The following is a 19318-nucleotide window of genomic DNA, read 5'->3' on the forward strand; positions in this document are numbered from 1 at the left end:
GGACACCCGCCGGGATCGATGGGATGCGGGACTTCAAATTTAAGGCCTCGTATCTTGACCAAGCCGACCCGGAATGCATCGATGGCAAGATGGAGTCGGCCGGCCAGGGTGATGCCGATTAGGCTTTGGGCCATGAGTTGAACAACTCGGGAGCCCGTGGGTCAGATAGGACAGCCTTGGCCGTTCTTCGTTCACGAGACCGAACGGTAACTTGAGCCGGCGTCGACGGCAGTGCGACCAGAGCTCGCATACGAGGATGGTCGGCAATGGAGAACTCGATTCAGTTCTGGCTGGGCATCGACGTGTCCAAGCGCAAGTTGGATGTAGCGCTGCTGGATGCGCGCGGCAAGTTCAGGTCGCGCAGCGTTCCAAACGACGCCAGTGGCTTTGCTCAATTGATGAAGTGGCTGCAAGAACGGGCGGCGACGCCTGGCACGTGTCATGTCTGCATGGAGGCCACCGGCCCCTATAGCGAAGCCTGTGCCACGTCGCTGAGCGATGCAGGCTGGCTCGTCAGTGTCGTCAATCCACTGCGCGTCAAAGGCTTCGCGCAAAGTGAGCTCCTGCGCAACAAGAACGACCGCGCGGACGCGCAGTTGCTCGCGCGCTTCTGCTCCAAGCATGCGCCTGAGCGCTGGGTCGCGGCGCCTGCACACGTGCGTCATTTGCGGGCCCTGGTTGATCGCCTGCAAGTCCTCAAAGACATGGTGCAGCAGGAATCGAATCGACTCGAGGCACTCGATAACGATGCCATGTTGCGACAGTCGATCGGCGAGCACATTCAGTGGCTCAAGCGCTGCATGGCCGATCTGCAGCGGCAGATCGACGATCACATCGATGGGAATCCCGATCTGCGCGAGGACGCGGCGCTGATGCAAAGCATCCCGGGATTGGGACCTGTGACGGCTGCCAAGGTCCTCGCCTACCTCGGCGATGTGCGCCGCTTCGGCAATGCCAAAGCGCTGGCCGCGTTCCTGGGGGTGACACCAAGGCAGCGGCAGTCGGGCACATCGATCAACGGGCGAACGATGCTGAGTCGCAGCGGTCATGCGGCGATGCGCACCGCGCTGTACATGCCGGCAGTCGTCGCGATGCAGCACAACCGGGCGGTCAAGGCTTTCGGCGACCGTCTGCGTTCTCAGGGGATGGCACCTAAAGCCGTCATCGGCGCTTGTATGCACAAGCTCGCGCTGCTGATCTTCGGTGTCGTTCGCTCGGGCAAGGCTTTCGATGTCAGTTTGGCAATGCCCAAGCTTGACTTTCAAGACGGTATCTGACCCCGATGCCCGCCGATGCCCGATGCCGATGCTGACCTGACCCCGATGCTGACCCCTGGAGCGACTACAGGAAAGCCAAGGCCATCCGGTTTTGGCAGTTGGCATGAAACGGTTGCTCTACACCGTCGCTGGCGGTGCCCTGTTTGCGGTGTTGTCCTACTTCCTGGTCGAGCTGTTCGCCCAGTGGTACGGCCCGAGGTACATCAAGTCGGACTCGGACATCGGCAACATCTACATGATCTCGCTCGGGTTCATGCTGGTGTGCCTGATCATCGGCGCGGTCTTTGGCTTCAAACTGGCGGGAAAGCGACCGAGCACCACGAACAGCTAAGGACGCGCTGAACAACGGGCCCCTTGCCCCGAGCTGAGTCGAGCGAGCGTCACGGCAACGGAGCAAACGCCTTTGTCGGCGGCGCAAGAGGCCCCCTCGAACGCGGTCTGAGGCCTCGTTCGAGGCCTGCGTACCACTGCGGCAGACAGTACGTGCGCAGCATCTTGGGCACACCGATCCGTTGCCGGCCCACACGACCACTCTTCGTATACAGCGGCTCGATCCCCGCCATCAGCCGCGCCCCATGGCACGATGCGCTCCATCTCGGCGAGAAACTTCTCGCACCGCGTGCGCTTTTTCTTCATCGCATAGTCGGCGCTGGCAAAGCTACGTTGGCTCGTGGTCGTTCAGGACTGCACTTCGAGGCGCTCACGCATGCATGTGTCATGCCGGCTGCGGCGGATTGATGAGCGTCTCCTTGACGATCCTGTGGCGGCGGGCGCACCCACGTCCCGGGATCCAGGCGGGACGCGCCTGCCCTCAGTTCCTGCCGTCGCAATCAGTGATCTACCGGGCGACACAGCGCCTCGACGCCGAGAGCTGGCTGATGAAGCGGACGTAGAGAACGGCCCACCACCGGACGTGAGCACACGCAGCGCGCATGCCATCCTTGGAGCTTGAGGACATCGACTTCATGAGCAAATCTTTCTCAGTCCCGCCTCACAGCCGCCCCCGTTTCGTTTGTGCGCTTTTCGTTTGTTTCGATTAGAATGCGTGACCATCGAACCTGCCCCGGAACACGTCATGACCCAGGCTCCGACCCTCGAAACCTCGCTGCCCGTCGAACGCGAGGTCGCGGCGGCCATGGAGAGCCAGCGCGCGCTGGCCGCCTACCTCAGCACCCAATTCGAGACCCAGCGCATCCAGATCTTCGATGAGAAGAACCAGGCTCATCAGGTCGAACTGCCAACGTCTGCCCTGCGCCTGCTGGTCGACATCCTGTCGGAGCTGGCTGATGGCAATGCCGTGAAGGTCGTGCCGATCCACGCTGAGCTGACGACCCAGGAGGCCGCCGACATGCTGAACGTGTCGCGCCCGCACCTTGTGAAGCTGCTGGAGAGCGGAGCGCTGCCGTTTCACAAGGCCGGAAAGCATCGGCGCATCCGCTTTGCCGATCTGATGGCCTTCAAGGCCGAGCGTGACCATGCCAGCGCTGACGCGATGGAAGAACTGGCGAAGCAAGCCCAGGAGTTCCGACTGGGCTACGAATGAGGAACTCGTCGTTTACCGCGGTCTACGACGCCTGCGTGCTCTATCCTGCGCCACTGAGGGACTTCCTAATGTGGCTCGGCTTGTCTGGGCGATTTCGTGCGCGCTGGAGCACGCAGATCCACGACGAGTGGAAGCGCAACCTGCTGAAGAACCGCCCGGACCTCACGGCCGAGCAACTCGATCGGACCTCTAACTTGATGGACCGGGCAATCGCCGACGCGCCAGTCACAGGGTACGAGCCCCTGGTCGCCAGCCTCACCCTTCCCGACCCCGATGATCGGCATGTTCTCGCAGCCGCGATTCGCTGCCACGCCAGCGTGATCGTGACCTTCAACGAGAAGGACTTTCCGGCCGACGTGCTGGAGTCGTTCGGGCTCGAGGCCCAGCACCCCGACGTGTTCGTCGAGAACCTCTTCGATCTCGATCAAGCTGCCGTCGTCGCTGCTGCCCAACGACAGCGGCAGCAGCTCAAGAACCCGCCGATGGATGTCGACCGCTATCTCGACGTCCTGCTCAAGCAGGGTCTTGCCCAGACCGTGAAGGGGCTCTCAGCGTTTCGAGGTGTGCTTTGAACCGATGCAAGGCCACTACCAGGACAAGGCTCAGTGAGAACGAACGTCGCCTTTGTGTTGATAAGAAGAGTTAACGTCGCACGCTATACGAAACCCTGAGTTCCGCCAACAGATCGGTCAGCGGCTGCTTGAAGAGCGGACGCGGCTCGGTGACCCGTCCTGAATGGCGTTGACACCCAAGACGGTTGAAGACGACCAGACTAGCTGGTCAAGGACGCCCGGTGGACTGCGGGGCAAGCCCAAGGGGAGCTACTTCGCCTTCGATGCGCGACGCCCGGTGGTCACGTGATCCTCCACCATCCCGATGAGCGTGCGCGGAGGGATCTCCAGGGCGTTCGCAAGCGCAAAGATGGTGACCAGACTGGGCACCGACTCCCCTCGCTCCACGCGACTGAGGTGTCTCCAATTCATCCCGGATCGCAGCGCCAGGTCACTGAGCGTGAGGCCTTGCTGCTGACGCTCAGCGCGAACGACGGCGCCAAATGCCTCGGTGACGTTCATGACCTTGCCAGCAAAAAAGTGCTGGCCATTCTGTTGGGACTGGCGCTACCATCTTCCACATCCATGTGGAGCACGTCCAGCGATGAGCACGACCGAACAGCGCCCCTCCTCGGCCGCCGGCCGAGCCCTGCCCGACGTCGATGTCGACGCAGTGATACAAGTGATCGACAACTGGGCGGGGGGCCAACTCTCCTGGCCCTCCGTTGCGAAGGCTGTCGAAAGGCAGACCGGCAAGCGATACAGCCGAGTCGCCTTGCAGCGGCACAAGCGGGTACAACTTGCGTTCGCGATCAAGACGGCGACGATGCTGGAACGGCCCACAGGAAAGTCTCGCCTTGAGTCGGAGCTGGCGACAGCGAAGGAGCGTATCGCCAAGCAGGAAATGGCCATCGCGCGCCTCTTGCTCGAAAACTGCAGGTTGAGGGAGCAGGTGCGGCGCCAGTTGGGGTTGAACTGACCGTTGCGTTGAAAGGCGTCTCGAAGACGAAACACGTGCCGTGACCCTTGTTGCGACTACTTGACGTCCTCCGGCGCGCAACGCCCGGCGGCCACCTGATCCTCGACCATCCCGATGAGCGTGTCCAAGGGCCGTTCAAGGGCCGCCGCGAGAGCGGTGATAGTGGGCAGGCCGGGCACGCACTCGCCTCGCTCCAACCGACCGAGGTATCTTGGCTTCATTCCAGAACGGACGGCAAGGTCAAGCCGGGTCATACCTTGCCGCTGGCGTTCATTGCGAACAACGGCACCGAACGCCTTAGCGAGGGCCGTGGGTTTCCAGGTCTGGAGCGATGGCAACTCTTTTGAGCGAGCGGGCATTGCCTATCACCTTCGCGCGATGCAGGGACGGGGAACGAGCCACAACCAGATTGGCGAGGCTGTCGAGGACAGACCCGGGGAGAAGTGTGTCACGGCGCGAGGAATGCACTACATGCAGTGCAGTACTGCGAGCTACTTCGTACCGGTTAGAGAAGCCTCAAGATTCGGGCACCGCCATACGCGACGATACGGCCGACGGCAGTACAGCTGTTGCGGCTCCAAAGCAGACGCTCAACGTTCGACATAGGGGCGAACGCAAGTGAGCGAAGCCCGCTTGTGGACGTCCCCTCGATGGAGGGGTTCGGCCTCGGGTCCCTTTCTCGTACGAACGAGCGCATTCAGTGCTCGCACGCCACGTTCCCAAATCTCGGGAAGGGGAGGTGACGCGCCCGGAGGGCACGCATACATTCCAGGCGTCTACTCCTGAGTCGCGGGTCAACTCCCGCGACGAAGACGAGCGCCACCAGGCTTGCCGGCCTCGGTGGCGTTTTTGTTGGTGCGATGCTTTCCTGTGGTCCGACCGTGCCACTCGCGCAAACTCGGGACGACAGCCGGTGACGCTGCGCTCACGCCTCTCAGGAAATCTCTCCCGTTAGCTCCGCCCGCGGCGGGGTGAACCGCTTTAAACTACACACCAATGCTTGATAAGAACAGTTAACGTCGCACGCTATGCGAAACCCCGAGGTCCGACAACAGATCGGCCAGCGCCTGCTTGAAGAGCGGGCGCGGCTGGGTCTCACGCAACAGGCGCTCGCGGATGCGATTGGCGCGCCGCGTGTGAGCTTCGTGAAGTACGAGTCGGGGCAGTCATCGCCCGCAGCTGAAACGCTCGCTGCGCTTGAGGTTGCCGGCGTCGACGTTCGATACGTCCTCACGGGGTTTCGAACCGCTCCCTCCGGCGTCGACCGTGACCGGTTCCGGCAAGCTTTTCTCGAAGTTGAGCGGCAGGTGAAGACGAACAAGGAGCGGTTGTCCACCGACGATCGTTTGAGCCTGGCCTGGCGCATCTACGATGCTCTCAGCCAGGTTCGACCTAGCAGACAAGCGCAGCCTAGCTCCAGATAAACACTCTGTACACACCCGTCGCCAATGCCTCTGACCCTTCCCCAACTCGAACGCCACCTGTTCAAAGCCGCCGACATCCTGCGCGGCAAGATGGACGCATCTGAGTACAAGGAATACATCTTCGGGATGCTGTTCCTCAAGCGCTGCTCGGACGTGTTCGAGCAGCGACGAGAAGAAGTCATCAAGCTTGAGTTGGAGACCGGCAAGAGCCTGGTCGACGCGTCAAAGTCAGCCGAGAACCCGCGGTGGTACAGGAAGGAGGGCTCATTCTGGGTGCCACCGCACTCTCGGTACATGTATCTGCTCAACGACGCCCACCAGAACGTCGGCGATTACCTCAACAAGGCGCTCACCGGCATCGAGACGGCTAACACCAGCCTCTACGATGTGCTGGAGCATATCGACTTCACGCGCAAGGTCGGCCAGAGCAAGATCCCCGACATCAAGCTGCGCCAGCTGATCACGCACTTCGGCATCCACCGCCTGCGCAACGAAGACTTCGAATTCCCCGACCTGCTGGGTGCCGCCTACGAGTACCTGATCGGCGAGTTCGCCGACTCGGCCGGCAAAAAGGGAGGCGAGTTCTACACCCCGCGCTCGGTGGTGCGGATGATGGTGCGGCTGATCAAGCCCGAACTGAAGCACGACATCTATGACCCCTGCTGCGGCTCCGGCGGCATGCTGATCGCGGCCAAGGAGTACATCGACGAGCACGGCGAAGACGGCCGCAAGGCCAACCTCTTCGGGCAGGAGTTCAACGGCACGGTGTGGTCCATTGCCAAGATGAACATGCTGCTGCACGGCATCAGCACCGCCAACCTGCAGAACGAGGACACGCTGGCCGAGCCGCAGCACGTTGAAGGTGGGGAGCTGATGCGCTTCGACCGCGTGCTCACCAACCCGCCGTTCTCGATCAACTGGGGCAACACCGAGAAGAACGCCGACGACACGCCCGCCTGGGCACCGAAGTTCCCCGAGCGCTTCCGCTTCGGCCAGGTGCCGCTGGGCGCCAAGAAGGCCGACTTGATGTTCCTGCAGCACATGCTGGCGGTCACCCGCGACCGCGGCATGATCGCCACCGTCATGCCGCACGGCGTGCTCTTCCGCGGCGGCGAAGAGAAGACCATTCGCGCTGGCGTCATCGATGCCGACCTGCTCGAAGCCGTGGTCGGCGTCGCGCCCAACCTGTTCTACGGCACCGGCATTCCCGCCTGCATTCTGGTGTTGCGCCAGCAGGTGCAAAGCGGTGCCCGCCGCGTCAGCGGCAAGCCGCCCGAGCGCCAAGGCAAGGTGCTGTTCATCAACGCTGACCGCGAGTTCTTCGAAGGCCGGGCGCAGAACCACCTGCTGCCCGAGCACATCGAGAAGATCGTCACCACCTTCGACGAGTTCCAGGCCGTGCCCGGGTTTTCGGCCATCGTCGACAACGCCACGCTGAAGGCCAACGACTACAACCTGAACATCCGCCGCTACGCCGACAACGCCCCGCCACCCGAACCGCACGACGTGCGCGCCCATTTGGTGGGCGGCGTGCCCAAAGCGGAAGTCGACGCGAAGGCCTCGCTGTTCGCTGCGCACGGTCTGAACCCGCTGGACCTGCTCGTAGAGCGCCCGAACGACCCTACTGGCAAGTACTTCGACTTCCGCCCTGAGCTCACGAAGCGTCAGGACCTCAAGCCCGCCATCGAAGGCAACGCCGGGCTCGTTGCCAAGGAGGCGGCCATCCGCGCAGCCTTCGAGCAGTGGTGGCAAGCCCACAGCGCCCGCATCACGGCGCTGGCCGGGCAAATGGACAACGCGGCCAGCCTCGTCGCCCTGCGCAACGACCTGCTGGCCAGCTTCAGCGAATCGCTCGAAGCCATCGGCCTGCTCGATCCCTTCCAGGTGCGCGGCATCGTGGCCGGCTTTTGGTACCAGACCAAGTACGAGTTCCTCACCCTGATGGCGCGCGGCGCCAAGGGGGTGGCCGACGCCTGGCGCACCAGCATCGTCACCGCGCTGGAAGACAAGGCCAGCAAGGAAAGCCCGCTGGAGCACAAGCTTGTCAAGTTCCTGATGAGCGACTTCGTCGAGGCGATCAACGAACTGGAGGCGAAGAAGGCCGAGTTGGACAGCCAGATCAAGGCGGCCAGCCCCAAAGACGCCGAAGGTGAGGACGGTGCCGATGCGGCGACTGGTGACGAGGCCGCGGATGGGGATGGCGACGAGGAGAACCCGGTCGAGGAAGCCCAACTCAAGACCTGGAAGAAGGAACTCGCCGCCGTCAAGAAGCAGCTCAAGGCCAAGAACGACAGCTTCAAGCAGCATATCAACGCCGCCGTCGATGGCCTCTCACCCGAGCAGGCGGCCAATCTGCTGCTGACCATCCTGCACAACGACATGCGTGCGATCGTCGAGCGCTACATCGCCGCTCAACGCAAAGCCATCGTCGTCGCGTTCGACAACTGGTGGGCCAAATACCGCGTGACGCTGACCGAGATCAAGGACAAGCGCGATGCGGCGGCGCAAGCGCTGCAGGGATTTTTGAAGGGGTTGCGGTATGTCTGAGCCCTGGAAAGAAGCCACGATTGCTCAATGTCTTGCCACGTCATTTGCGGGCGAATGGGGTACCGAACCGAAACCCGGCAACGCGCTGGTGTTCCGGGCTACCGACATCGACGACGAGGGGCGAATTGTTGGCAATGGTGCTGAGAGGCGATTGCCGATTGGCAAGCTGACCGCAAAGCGGCTACAGGATGGCGACATACTGCTGGAAGGCTCTGGCGGTGGGCCAGACAAGCCCGTGGGTCGCGTGGCGTACTTTGCTGGCGACGACAGCGCTGGTCCCGCTGTCTGCTCGAACTTCTTCAAGACCCTTCGACCTGCTCGCGATCGAGTCGACTCTCGGTTTCTGCTTAGGAAGTTGGCGTGGTTCTACAAGCAAGCGCCGATTCTTGCGCTCCAGCAGCAGACCACTGGCATCATCAATCTGAAGTTTGAGGAGTACCTTGCGTCGCCGATCACGGTGCCGCTCTCGATCGCAGAGCAAAGCACGATCGCGCACGTCCTCGACACCCTTGACACCGCCATCCACGAAACCGAGGCGATCATCGCCAAGCTCAAGGCTGTTAAGCAGGGCCTACTGCACGATCTGCTGACGCGCGGCATCGATGCCAACGGCGAACTGCGTCCGCCCCAGGCTGAGGCGCCGCATCTCTACAAGCCGTCGCCGCTAGGGTGGATTCCGAAGGAGTGGGATGTTGTCTTGCTAGACCGTGTCGCAGTTCGGGGCAGCGGTCACACGCCGAGCAAGAGCATTCCGTCGTATTGGAATGGAGGCATCAAGTGGGTTTCTTTGGCCGACTCCCATCGTCTGGACAACATCTACATTGACGAGACGGACAAGGAGATCAGCGTTCTTGGTATCGCCAACTCTTCGGCTGTCTTGCATACCGCGGGAACTGTGGTTCTTTCGCGAGACGCTGGGGTAGGAAAAAGCGCGGTGCTTGCACGTGACATGGCTGTAAGCCAGCACTTCATGGCATGGCGATGCGGAGACCAACTGAACAATCTGTTCTTGTACTTCTATCTGCAACGTGAGAAACCTAGGTTCGAGGCGATTGCACTTGGGAGCACAGTCAAGACGATTGGCTTGTCTTTCTTCAAGAGCTATATGGTGGCGCTCCCAAGCCGCGCTGAGCAGGACCAAGCGGTCACCTCATTGATGTCCATGGAACGAAACTTGTCCGACCATCTTGCAGAAGTCGACAAGCTCCGCGACTTCAAACTCGGCATCATGGACGACCTCCTCACCGGACGCGTCCGCGTCACGCCGCTGCTGGAAGCCACCGCCGCATGAACCACCTCCTGCCGCCCGCCGAATCCCTGACGGTCGAGTTCAAGAGCGACCGGAGGCGCCTGCCTGACCACGAACTGGTCGAGGCGGTGGTGTGCCTCGCCAACACCGAGGGCGGCGAGCTGTGGCTGGGGGTGGAGGACGACGGCACTCCCACTGGGCTACACCCCGATCACCAGATGCTGATCGGCTTGCCCGGCCTGATTGCGGCGCGCACCTCGCCCTCGCTCAACGTGACGGTCGACACGGTGGAAGTGAACGGGCTGCCTGTCGCCCGCATCGCGGTGCCCAAGGCGCGCGCGGTCGTGGCGACGGCTAGCGGTGTCTATGTGCGGCGGCGGCTCAAACACGACGGCAAGCCCGAATGCACGCCGATGCTGCCGCACGAGCGCGAGAGCCGCGCCGCCAGCCTGGGGCTGACGGATGTGTCCTCGCAGCCGGTGGCCGGCGCCACGCTGGCCGACCTGGACCCGCTGGAGCGCGAACGCCTGCGCCAGGCGGTGCAGCAGTATGGCGGCGACCGCGTGCTGCTGGAGCTGGACGACGAGGCGCTGGACGGCGCGTTGGGGCTCACGGTGCGCGAGCCCGATGGCAGCCGCCTGCCCACTTTGACGGGCCTGCTGCTCGTGGGCCGCGAGAGCGCCTTGCGCGAACGCGTGCCCACGCACGAGTTCGCCTTTCAGGTGCTGGCGCAACAGGCCGTGCGCTTCAACGAGTTCCGCCGCTTTCCGCTGCTGAAGGCGCTGGACTGGCTGGAGACCAACTTCCGCCCCTACAACCCGGAAGAGGAGTTGCAGGTGGGCCTGTTCCGCGTGCCGGTGCCGATGGTGGACATGGCGGCCTTTCGCGAGGCGGTGGCCAATGCGCTGATCCACCGCGATTACCACCGCCTGGGCGCGGTGCACGTGCGGCTGGAGGACGACGCCCTGGTGATCAGCAACCCGGGCGGGCTGGTGGAGGGCGTGACGCTGGCCAACCTGCTGGTGACCGAGCCGCGCCCGCGCAACCGCACGCTGGCCGATGCCATGAAGCGCATCGGCGTGGTCGAGCGCTCGGGCCGCGGCGTGGACACCATCTACCGCGGCATGCTGAAGTTCGGCCGGCCGGCGCCGGACTATTCGCGCACGGATGCGCACGGCGTGGTGGTGCGCCTGCCCACCGAGCCGGCCGATCTGGACTTTCGCCGCCTGGTGGTCGAAGAAGAACGTCGCCGCAGCGCCGAGTTACCGATTGACAGCCTGATCGCGCTGGCGGCGGTGCGGGAGTTGAAACGCATGACGGCTGACGAACTGGCCCAGCGCATCCAGCGGGACGCCGCGAGCGCGAAGCGCACGCTGGAGGCCTTGACCGAGGTCGGGTTGGTGGAGGCGCACGGCAACACGCGCGGGCGCAGCTACACGCTCTCAGCCGCGGTGTACCGGCAGGCGGGCGACAAGGCCGGCTACGTTCGGCAGGCCGGGTTCACCCCGCTGCAGAACGAGCAGATGGTGTTGAGCTACGTGCGACAGCATGGGCAGATCCGGCGCGCGGAGGTGATGGCGCTGTGCCGGCTCAGCGAGGGGCAGGCCAAGGAGCTGATTCGCAAGCTGAAGGAGCGCGGCGAGTTGGTACAACATGGCGAGCGCCGCGCGGCCTACTACACGGCCAGCCCCTGATCGGGCCGCCGGTTTGGACGGAAACGGGCGGTTTTGGATGGTTATGGATGGCTTTGGATGGAGCCATCCAATCGGGAAGGAGCGTCGCTGATGGGCAGGGAACTCGAAGACGTCGAAAAGCCGTTCGTCGCGCAATTGCAGGGGCTGGGCTGGACGCACGTCGAAGGCAGCCTGGACCAGCCGGCCGCCACCCGTCGCGGCAGCTTCGCCGAGGTGATCCAGAACGGCGTGCTGCGCGAGCGCCTGCGCGCCCTGAACCCCGGCCCCGACGGCCAGCCCTGGCTGGACGATGATCGCCTGTCGGAGGCGGTGGCCGCCGTCACCCGCTTGGGCACCCACAAGCTGATGGAGGCCAACCAGAAGGCCACCGAGCTGCTGATCAAGGGCCTGACCGTCGAAGGCCTGCCGGGCTGGGACGGCGGCCGGGGTCAGACCCTGCGCTACATCGACTGGGACACGCCGGGCAACAACCGCTTCACCGTCGTGAACCAGTTCCGCGTCGATTGCCCGCCGGGCTTCAACAGCGCCAAGGCGTTCATCGTGCCCGACCTGGTGCTGCTGGTGAACGGCATCCCGCTGGTGGTGGTGGAATGCAAGAGCCCGTCCATCCCTGAGCCCTTGGCGGAGGCCGTCGACCAGCTGCGCCGCTACAGCAACCAGCGCAAAGCGGCCTTCGAGATCGACGACAACGAAGGCAACGAGGCGCTGTTCTCCACCAACCAGCTGCTCATCGCCAGTTGCGTGGATGAGGCGCGGGTGGGCTGCATCGGCACCGGCTTCGAGCACTTCGCGCAGTGGAAGACCGTGGTCGGCCCGGACGGCAGCGGGTCCGAGGCCGAGGTGGCCCACGCGCTGCGCAAGACCCGGCTCAACGAGCAGGAGCGCCTGATCGCCGGCCTGCTGGCGCCCGCTCATCTGCTGGACGTGGTGAAGAACTTCCTGCTGTTCATGCAGGTGGGTGGGCAGACCATCAAGTCGGTCTGCCGCTACCAGCAGTACCGGGCCGTGAACCGGGCCATTGTCCGGCTCAAGACCGGCCAAACCCGGCTGCAGCAGGGCGAGCACGACCAGCGCGGCGGCATCATCTGGCACACCCAGGGCTCGGGCAAGAGCCTGACGATGGTGTTCCTGGTGCGAAAGATGCGTGCGGACGCGCAGCTGCGGCGCTTCAAAGTCATCGTCGTTACCGACCGCAAGGACCTGCAGAGCCAGCTCTCCGTCACGGCCACGCTCACGGGCGAGGTGGTGGAGGTGGCGGACAGCACGGCCGGCGTGAAGGCGCTGGCCCGTCGCAAGGGGCCGGGGCTGGTCTTCGCCACCATCCAGAAGTACCGCGACCCGGACACGGCGGGCGACGCGCCGCTCACCGCGGACGATCTGCCGAAGGTGGAGGAGCCAAAGGCCGGCTACAAGGCCAGTGAAGCCTTTGAGGTGCTGAACGAGGACGACAGCATCCTCGTGCTGGTGGATGAAGCCCACCGCAGCCACACCAGGGACTCGCACGCCTACCTGATGGCGGGCGTTCCGAATGCGGCGAAGATCGGCTTCACCGGCACGCCGATCATCATGGGTGAGAGGAAGCGCACCCACGAGATCTTCGGCGAGTTCATCGACCGCTACACGATCCAGGAATCCGAGGCCGACGGTGCCACGGTGCCGGTGCTCTACGAGGGCCGCACGGCCACTGGCGCGATCAAGGACGGCGGGAGCCTGGACGAGCTGTTCGAGGACCTGTTCCGCCAGCAAACGCCCGAAGATTTGGAGGCGATCAAACAGAAGTACGCCACCAAGGGTCACATCTTCGATGCCCCGGCGCTGATCGCCGACAAGGCACGCGACATGCTGCGCCACTACGTGACACACATCCTGCCCAACGGCTACAAGGCGCAGGTGGTGGCCTACAGCCGCCTGGCTGCGATCCGCTACTTCGAGGCCTTGAAGCGGGCTCGCGACGAGTTGCTAGCGGAGGCCGAAGCGCTTCAGCCGCAGGACAAGGCATTGGACGACGCGGCCCTGTGCCAACGCCCGACCGAGGTGCAAGCCCTTGTGCAGGCCTGGCGCTACCGCGACACGCTCGCACGCATCGAGTTCGCGCCCATCATCTCGGGCAGAAACAACGACGATCCGGCCTGGAAGACCTGGACGGACGGCGCAGCGCACCAGCAACTGATCAAGCGCTTCAAGAAGCCCCTCTTTCACCCCGATCCCGCCAAGACCGATCCACTGGCCTTCCTGGTGGTGAAGTCGATGTTGCTGACCGGCTTCGACGCGCCCATCGAGGGCGTGATGTACCTCGACCGGCCGATCCGCGAGGCCGAGCTGCTGCAGGCCATCGCGCGCGTTAACCGCACCGGCTTCGGCAAGCGCTGCGGCATCGTGGTGGACTACTACGGTGTGGCGCAGCACCTGAAGGAGGCCCTGGCCGCCTACGCCGACCAGGACGTGGCAGGCGCGCTGACCAGTTTGAAGGACCAGGTGCCGGTGCTGCGCGACCGGCACCTGCGGGTGGTGGACCTGTTCCGCCAGCGGGGCATCGAGTCGCTGGACGACGCCGAAGCCTGTATCGAGACGCTAGGCAGCGAGAAGCTGAGGGCCGAGTTCGCGGTCAAGCTCAAGGCCTTCCTCGCGTCGCTGGACACGGTACTGCCGCGCCCTGAGGGGCTGCCGTACTCGGCTGACGCCAAACGGCTGGCCTACATCTATGCCCGGGCGCGCAACCGCTACAAGGACACACCGGTCCTTGGCAAGGACGTCGGCGCCAAGGTGCACAAGCTGATCGACGACCACGTGATCTCGTTGGGGGTGGACCCAAAGATCCCGCCGATCCAGCTGACCGACGCTCAGTTCGACACCCACCTCGCTCGCGCCGCCAATGACCGCGCCAAGGCCTCCGAAATGGAGCACGCGATCCGTTCGCACATCCGCCGGCATACCGACGAAGACCCGGTGCTGTACCGCAAGCTTTCGGAGCGTCTGAACGACATCCTGACGGCGGTGGGCGAGCAGTGGAACGAGGTGATCGCACAGCTGCAGAAGATGATCGACGAACTGAAGAGCGGCAAGGCTGGCGCGGCCGACGCCGCCGATGATCTGCCGGAGCACTGCGCGCCCTTCCTGCGCACAGTGCTGGACGTGGTGTGTGCCGGGCAGACGCCGACGCCAGCCGATCTGCTGCGGCTGAAAGACGTGACCGTCGAGTTGGTGGACCTGCTGGTTCAGGAAGTGCAGGGCAATCGCAACATCTGGAGCCCGAGCAAACGGGCCGATCAGGACAGCCTGAACGCACAGTTGTTCGAGCATCTGATGCGGTTGCGCCCGCCGCTGGTGGACACCGACAAGGCGGGTGTCTTGGCCGACAAGCTGATGGAGCAGGCGCGCGCCAATCACGACAAGTTGGTGCAGGTGTGAGGATGGTGGTGGACGATCTGCAGTTCACCGTGCGGCATAGTGCTCGCCGCAAGACGATGCAGCTCACCGTCGAGCGCGACGGGGAGCTGGTGCTGTCGGCCCCGCCCGAGGTGGACGAGGCCCGCCTGCGCTCTTTCGTACAGGAGAAGCGCTTCTGGATCTACACCAAGCTGGCCGAGAAAGACCGTTTGCAGCATCAGGTGCCGCGCAAGGAGTTCGTCGGTGGCGAGGGCTTCCTCTACCTCGGGCGCAGCCACCGGCTCAAGCTGGTGGATGAACAGGACGTTCCGCTGAAGCTGGCGGCTGGCCGCTTCTGCCTGCGCCGGGACACCTTGCCCGCCGCGCGCGAGCACTTCATCCGCTGGTACGGCGAGCGCGCGAAGGCTTGGCTGGCGAGCCGCGTGGCCGAGTACCAGAGCCGGATGGAGGTCGCGCCCGCCGGCGTGAAGGTGCAGGACCTGGGCTACCGCTGGGGTTCGTGCGGTAAGGGTGACTGGCTGTACTTCCACTGGAAGGCTATCCTGCTCCCGGCGCGCATTGCCGAGTACGTGGTGGTTCATGAGAGCGCCCATCTGCACGAGCCGCACCACACGCCGGCCTTCTGGCTGCGCGTGGAGCGCGCCATGCCGGACTACGCGCAGCGCAAGGCCTGGCTGGCTGAGCACGGAATCGATGTCGAGGGGATCTGAGAACGATGGCGGACTACTTCACCAGTGACCACTTCAAGCTACTGAACCGATGGAAGGGGCAGAAGCGCGACGAGTCGAACCCGGAGCAGAACCGCGCCTACGAGGACCTCAAGAAGGCCTACGAGGTGACCGAGGCGTGGGCCGTGAAGGTGAAACAGGCGATGTTTCCCCTGGGCCATGTTGAGGTCCGCAAGCGTCCGACGAACCAGGGCAACCACTTCGCCAGCTACAACTGGGCCAAGATCTACCCATCGTCGGAAGCGCCGAAGGAGCTCGCCTACACGGTCGGCATGGGTGCCGATGACGGCTTCGTGGTGAAGATCGACACTGCGGGGCTCGACGACTCGAACGCTACGCGGCGTGCGTATCTGACGCTGCGCGGTGCCTACGACAACACGGCCCCCTTTGTTGCCAAGCTCCCGGCTGCCGAGGGCCTTGAGAAAACGCTGGACCAATTGGCGGCGTGGAGCGTCGAGGCGATTCGGACGTTCAAGCTGCGCTACGACGACGTGGTCGCGAAGCTCAACCTGGGCAGGACACTCAGCGACGAGGACCTGCTCAAGCACTTCGACGGCAAGCCTGCGTTCCAGACGTTTCGTGCGTCCTGGTCGCCAGAAGACAAAGCCCTGTTCTGTCGGTTGGCCCGAGCCGTACACGCTGCCGGCCTGGACTGGTGGCATCGCCCGAAAAACATCCAGCTGGGCTTCGGACGCAAGAACCCCGGCAGTGAACGCGCGGTTGGGGTTCTGGGCGTCATCCGCGGAATCCGCTCCCGCAACCTCACCTGGAACCGACCGCTGGGGCCTGTCGCCAAGCTCACCCGCGAGCTTCTGAGCGAGGACCTGGTGGCGAAGATCGAGTCGGCCCTTTCGACCCATCGGAGCTCTCTGGACGACTGGCTGGTGCTCGAAACCGAGCGGCCCGGTCTGTGGCCCGATCAGCTGCGGGACGACCCGCTCGACCCAAGCGAAGACTCGGACGATGACGAGTCCTCCGAGACCGAGGAAACGAGGCTGCCCGTCAACCGCATCTACTACGGCCCACCCGGCACAGGTAAGACCTACGAACTGTCGAAGCTGCTCAAGCGTGAGTACGAGCAGGCCATGACGTCGGTCTCGAACGAGGAATGGCGAAGACAGCTGATCACCGTCCGGATCGCGAACCTGACTTGGTGGAAAGCAGCCGCGGCGGCGCTGTATGACCTTGGGGGCAGGGCCAAGGTGGCTCAGCTCCATGCGCATCCGTTCATCCAGGCGGTCGCAGCAGCCAAGGGGCGCGACAAAGACATCCCCGAAACCCTTTGGGCCACCCTGCAGCAGCACACCGTCGAGGATTCCAAGACCGTCAACATCAAGCTGCGACTGGCGCCGACCGTATTCGACAAGTCCGCCGATTCGGTTTGGCACTTTGCTGGTGACTGGAAGGAAGTCTGCGCGGACTTGATCGAAACGGTCTTGGCCTATCAGGGCGGCGCTCCGGCGTCAGGGGAGATCCGGCGCTACAGCTTCGTCACCTTCCACCAGTCGTATGGCTACGAGGAATTTGTCGAGGGGCTGCGGCCGGTGCTCGATGGCGATGCCGAGGCCGGTGAGATCCAGTACAAGATTCGCTCCGGCGTCTTCAAGGACCTCTGCCGCCGAGCCAGATCGGCACCGGATCAACGATTCGCGATGGTGATCGACGAGATCAACCGGGGCAACATCAGCAAGATCTTCGGCGAGCTGATCACCTTGATCGAACCCGACAAGCGCGAGGGTGCGGAGAACGCCGTGTCGGTGACGCTGCCTTACTCCATCGATAGCTTTTCGGTACCGTCCAACGTCGACATCATTGGCACGATGAACACGGCGGACCGGTCGCTGGCGCTGCTGGACACCGCGCTGCGCCGACGCTTCGAGTTCGTGCCGGTGATGCCGGATGCCCGCGATGAACCGGGCGCGCCCTTGGCCGGGCTTCGAGTGACCGCGGGCGAGCAGGTCATCGACATCCCACGGATGCTCGGCGCCATCAACCAGCGCGTCGAGGCGCTGTACGACCGCGACCATTGCATCGGCCACGCGTATTTCACGCCGCTGGCCAAGGTGCCCGATGGCGACGAGCGGCTGGTCTCCTTGCAGCAGGTATTCAGCACCCGCGTCCTGCCGCTGCTCGAAGAGTACTTCCTCGAGGACTGGCAGAAGATTCGCCTCGTCCTCGCCGACAACCAGAAGCCAGCGCCTGCGCAGTTTGTTCGGGAGAGCGCCGATCACGAGGACGATCTGGCGCGCCTGTTCGGGAGCGACCACGGCCTGGACAGCTACACCACCAAGCGCCGCTACGCGGTGCAGGACGCCGCGTTCTCCAATCCGGATGCCTACATCGGCATCTACCAGACCTTGTCGGCCTGAGTGCCGGAGCACCGGTGAACGGCATCACGATCTACGAGTTCGACGCCCTGATGGCGACCGACTCGGGTATTGGCGCTGCCGACGGTCTGCACGGCATCCCGGCCAGGGTGTACGGGTGGCTTGAGGATCAGTGTTTACGGGCCACCGAGGAAGGTGAGGCTGCTTGGCTGCGCCTCGCTCAGCGCCGCGGTCGCCGCGTCGTGCAGGTCACCAGCTTCGTCGGCGTGATCCGTGCACCGGATGGATTCCAGATCGAGGTGTTGCCCAAGCTCGGCAAGGCCATCGGCGGTGGTGCCAGAGAGGCACGCCAACTGCTGATCGAGATGCTTTGCTGCCTCCAAGGCTTCCGCCACGTTCAGACCGGCAGCGCCAAGATCTCGGCGGCGCGCATGCCTTTGCTGGAAGTCTTTATCGCGGAGTTTCTGCGGACGGTCGAACACATCGTCAAGCGCGGACTGCGCAGCGACTATTCAAGCCGGCAGGACAACCTCTTCGCCTTGAGAGGCAAGTTGCTGATGGCGCCGCACTTGCGGCAGAACCTTTATCGTGCGGACCGCTTCTTCACCGAGCACGACGAGTTTTCGACAGACCGGCCGGAGAATCGCTTGCTGCACGCCGCGTTGCGTCGCGTGTTGACGGGGGCGGCGTCGCAGGCCAACCAGCAACTGGCCCGCGAGCTGCAGTTCGTGTTTGCGGACGTGCCCGTCTCCGCGCAGCCCCGGACCGACTTCCAGCGGGTGCGGCTGGACCGCGGCATGGGGTACTACGCCGATGCGTTGGCATGGGCCCGCCTCATCCTCGACGAGGAGTCGCCCTTGACGGGTACGGGTGGGCACCGGGCCCCGTCATTGCTGTTTCCGATGGAGGCGGTGTTCGAAGCATTCGTCGCCAAGCACCTGGCAAGACAGCTGGCGCGGCCGCTCATCCTGAAAACCCAGGCCCGCAGCCATCACCTGGTTCGCCATCGCGAGCAGAACTGGTTCCGGCTGAAACCGGACTTGCTGGTTCGCAATGCTGGGCGTGACGCCCTGGTGCTGGATACCAAGTGGAAGCTGCTGGACGACTTGAAAGCGAATGGCAGCGACAAGTACGGCCTATTGCAGAGCGACTTCTACCAGTTGCAGGCTTATGGTCAGAGCTACCTGGACGGGCGCGGCGATGTGATCTTGATCTATCCGAAGACCGACTCGTTCACCCAACCGCTTCCAGTGTTCGAGTTTCCCAAAATCGAAGGCCTGCGCCTCTGGGTGTTGCCGTTTTGCCTGAAGTCACGGCAGCTCTTGGTGCCGCACGCCGCACCGTACTTTGATGTGCTGACGAGCAGCACGGAGGCGAGCGGCAGGGTCGACGCCGGCAGCGCACTGAGGCCGCCCCGCAGTGCAACATGAAATCAGCATGCACCTTCTCGCTGGACGGTAGCGGTACCGCGAGGTCCCGATCGCTGATCACGCTGACGCCGACGGCGGGCATTCGTCTGTCGGCTCCCAATGATGTGAACACCCCATGCGTCCCAGACTTTAGAGTTGCTATTGAGTCGGCACAAAAGCATTGAACGACGCGGGTCGAGCGA

15 protein-coding genes and 1 pseudogene are annotated in these 19318 nt (G+C 63.9%); 13 read left to right on the plus strand and 3 right to left on the minus strand.

What is annotated here, in order from left to right; genetic code table 11:
* Window positions 1–266 precede the first annotated feature (266 nt).
* Window positions 267–1277, plus strand: a complete 1011-nt coding sequence (locus OOT46_RS21835) for an IS110 family transposase (protein ID WP_265405738.1) — start codon at window positions 267–269, stop codon at window positions 1275–1277.
* A gap of 103 nt (window positions 1278–1380) precedes the next feature.
* Window positions 1381–1608 carry a hypothetical protein gene (locus OOT46_RS21840; RefSeq protein WP_265405739.1) on the plus strand — a complete coding sequence of 76 codons (228 nt, stop codon included), beginning with the start codon at window positions 1381–1383 and terminating at the stop codon, window positions 1606–1608.
* Between the two features lie 109 nt (window positions 1609–1717).
* On the opposite strand, the pseudogene OOT46_RS21845 reads toward OOT46_RS21840, so the two are convergent.
* Window positions 1718–1913: pseudogene (locus tag OOT46_RS21845) on the minus strand (IS5/IS1182 family transposase); the annotation flags it as partial.
* A 439-nt stretch (window positions 1914–2352) separates the two neighbouring features.
* Between OOT46_RS21845 and OOT46_RS21850 the strand changes: the two are divergent.
* Window positions 2353–2820 carry a helix-turn-helix domain-containing protein gene (locus tag OOT46_RS21850; RefSeq protein WP_265405740.1) on the plus strand — a complete coding sequence of 156 codons (468 nt, stop codon included), beginning with the start codon at window positions 2353–2355 and terminating at the stop codon, window positions 2818–2820.
* On the plus strand, window positions 2817–3392 hold the full coding sequence (locus tag OOT46_RS21855; RefSeq protein ID WP_265405741.1) for a PIN domain-containing protein: 576 nt from the start codon (window positions 2817–2819) through the stop codon (window positions 3390–3392). Before OOT46_RS21850 ends, OOT46_RS21855 begins: the two co-directional genes overlap by 4 nt.
* Window positions 3393–3641: 249 nt before the next feature.
* Here OOT46_RS21855 and OOT46_RS21860 read toward each other — a convergent pair whose 3' ends face one another.
* Window positions 3642–3893 (minus strand): helix-turn-helix domain-containing protein, encoded by a 252-nt coding sequence (locus OOT46_RS21860; RefSeq protein ID WP_265405742.1) that lies wholly within the window; start codon window positions 3891–3893, stop codon window positions 3642–3644.
* 82 nt (window positions 3894–3975) lie between these two features.
* Here OOT46_RS21860 and OOT46_RS21865 point away from each other — a divergent pair, with 82 nt between their 5' ends.
* Window positions 3976–4350 (plus strand): hypothetical protein, encoded by a 375-nt coding sequence (locus OOT46_RS21865; protein ID WP_265405743.1) that lies wholly within the window; start codon window positions 3976–3978, stop codon window positions 4348–4350.
* Window positions 4351–4406: 56 nt separating this feature from the next.
* On the opposite strand, the gene OOT46_RS31005 is transcribed toward OOT46_RS21865, so the two are convergent.
* Window positions 4407–4709: a helix-turn-helix domain-containing protein gene (locus OOT46_RS31005; protein ID WP_416136239.1), complete on the minus strand. Its 303-nt coding sequence runs from the start codon at window positions 4707–4709 to the stop codon at window positions 4407–4409.
* Window positions 4710–5378: 669 nt separating this feature from the next.
* Here OOT46_RS31005 and OOT46_RS21870 point away from each other — a divergent pair.
* The 8 genes from OOT46_RS21870 to OOT46_RS21905 all read left to right on the plus strand — a co-directional run bounded on the left by OOT46_RS21870 (window position 5379) and on the right by OOT46_RS21905 (window position 19136).
* Window positions 5379–5774 carry a helix-turn-helix domain-containing protein gene (locus OOT46_RS21870; protein ID WP_265405744.1) on the plus strand — a complete coding sequence of 132 codons (396 nt, stop codon included), beginning with the start codon at window positions 5379–5381 and terminating at the stop codon, window positions 5772–5774.
* A gap of 24 nt (window positions 5775–5798) precedes the next feature.
* Complete coding sequence (locus OOT46_RS21875) at window positions 5799–8321, plus strand: type I restriction-modification system subunit M (protein ID WP_265405745.1); 2523 nt, start codon at window positions 5799–5801, stop codon at window positions 8319–8321.
* A complete protein-coding gene (locus OOT46_RS21880) occupies window positions 8314–9612 on the plus strand; it encodes a restriction endonuclease subunit S (protein WP_265405746.1) in 1299 nt (432 codons plus the stop codon). Before OOT46_RS21875 ends, OOT46_RS21880 begins: the two co-directional genes overlap by 8 nt.
* Window positions 9609–11264 (plus strand): DNA glycosylase AlkZ-like family protein, encoded by a 1656-nt coding sequence (locus tag OOT46_RS21885; protein ID WP_265405747.1) that lies wholly within the window; start codon window positions 9609–9611, stop codon window positions 11262–11264. Before OOT46_RS21880 ends, OOT46_RS21885 begins: the two co-directional genes overlap by 4 nt.
* Window positions 11265–11354: 90 nt before the next feature.
* Window positions 11355–14672: a type I restriction endonuclease subunit R gene (locus OOT46_RS21890; protein ID WP_265405748.1), complete on the plus strand. Its 3318-nt coding sequence runs from the start codon at window positions 11355–11357 to the stop codon at window positions 14670–14672.
* 2 nt (window positions 14673–14674) lie between these two features.
* Window positions 14675–15361, plus strand: a complete 687-nt coding sequence (locus tag OOT46_RS21895; protein WP_265405749.1) for a M48 family metallopeptidase — start codon at window positions 14675–14677, stop codon at window positions 15359–15361.
* Window positions 15362–15366: 5 nt separating this feature from the next.
* The gene (locus OOT46_RS21900; protein ID WP_265405750.1) at window positions 15367–17748 is read left to right on the plus strand and encodes an McrB family protein; all 2382 of its coding nucleotides are present in this window, start codon (window positions 15367–15369) and stop codon (window positions 17746–17748) included.
* A gap of 14 nt (window positions 17749–17762) precedes the next feature.
* Complete coding sequence (locus OOT46_RS21905) at window positions 17763–19136, plus strand: McrC family protein (protein ID WP_265405751.1); 1374 nt, start codon at window positions 17763–17765, stop codon at window positions 19134–19136.
* The last annotated feature ends 182 nt before the right edge of the window (window positions 19137–19318 follow it).

The organism is Aquabacterium sp. A7-Y (genome assembly GCF_026153205.1).
GTDB lineage: Bacteria > Pseudomonadota > Gammaproteobacteria > Burkholderiales > Burkholderiaceae_C > Caldimonas.

Excerpts from the sequence above, each read along its gene's own strand:
- OOT46_RS21860 (WP_265405742.1), bottom strand. The coding sequence starts at position 3,893 with ATGAACGTCACCGAGGCATTTGGCGCCGTCGTTCGCGCTGAGCGTCAG.
- OOT46_RS31005 (WP_416136239.1), bottom strand. The coding sequence starts at position 4,709 with ATGCCCGCTCGCTCAAAAGAGTTGCCATCGCTCCAGACCTGGAAACCC.
- OOT46_RS21850 (WP_265405740.1), top strand. The coding sequence starts at position 2,353 with ATGACCCAGGCTCCGACCCTCGAAACCTCGCTGCCCGTCGAACGCGAG.
- OOT46_RS21835 (WP_265405738.1), top strand. The coding sequence starts at position 267 with ATGGAGAACTCGATTCAGTTCTGGCTGGGCATCGACGTGTCCAAGCGC.
- OOT46_RS21885 (WP_265405747.1), top strand. The coding sequence starts at position 9,609 with ATGAACCACCTCCTGCCGCCCGCCGAATCCCTGACGGTCGAGTTCAAG.
- OOT46_RS21840 (WP_265405739.1), top strand. The coding sequence starts at position 1,381 with ATGAAACGGTTGCTCTACACCGTCGCTGGCGGTGCCCTGTTTGCGGTG.
- OOT46_RS21900 (WP_265405750.1), top strand. The coding sequence starts at position 15,367 with ATGGCGGACTACTTCACCAGTGACCACTTCAAGCTACTGAACCGATGG.
- OOT46_RS21875 (WP_265405745.1), top strand. The coding sequence starts at position 5,799 with ATGCCTCTGACCCTTCCCCAACTCGAACGCCACCTGTTCAAAGCCGCC.
- OOT46_RS21880 (WP_265405746.1), top strand. The coding sequence starts at position 8,314 with ATGTCTGAGCCCTGGAAAGAAGCCACGATTGCTCAATGTCTTGCCACG.
- OOT46_RS21895 (WP_265405749.1), top strand. The coding sequence starts at position 14,675 with ATGGTGGTGGACGATCTGCAGTTCACCGTGCGGCATAGTGCTCGCCGC.
- OOT46_RS21870 (WP_265405744.1), top strand. The coding sequence starts at position 5,379 with ATGCGAAACCCCGAGGTCCGACAACAGATCGGCCAGCGCCTGCTTGAA.
- OOT46_RS21855 (WP_265405741.1), top strand. The coding sequence starts at position 2,817 with ATGAGGAACTCGTCGTTTACCGCGGTCTACGACGCCTGCGTGCTCTAT.
- OOT46_RS21890 (WP_265405748.1), top strand. The coding sequence starts at position 11,355 with ATGGGCAGGGAACTCGAAGACGTCGAAAAGCCGTTCGTCGCGCAATTG.
- OOT46_RS21865 (WP_265405743.1), top strand. The coding sequence starts at position 3,976 with ATGAGCACGACCGAACAGCGCCCCTCCTCGGCCGCCGGCCGAGCCCTG.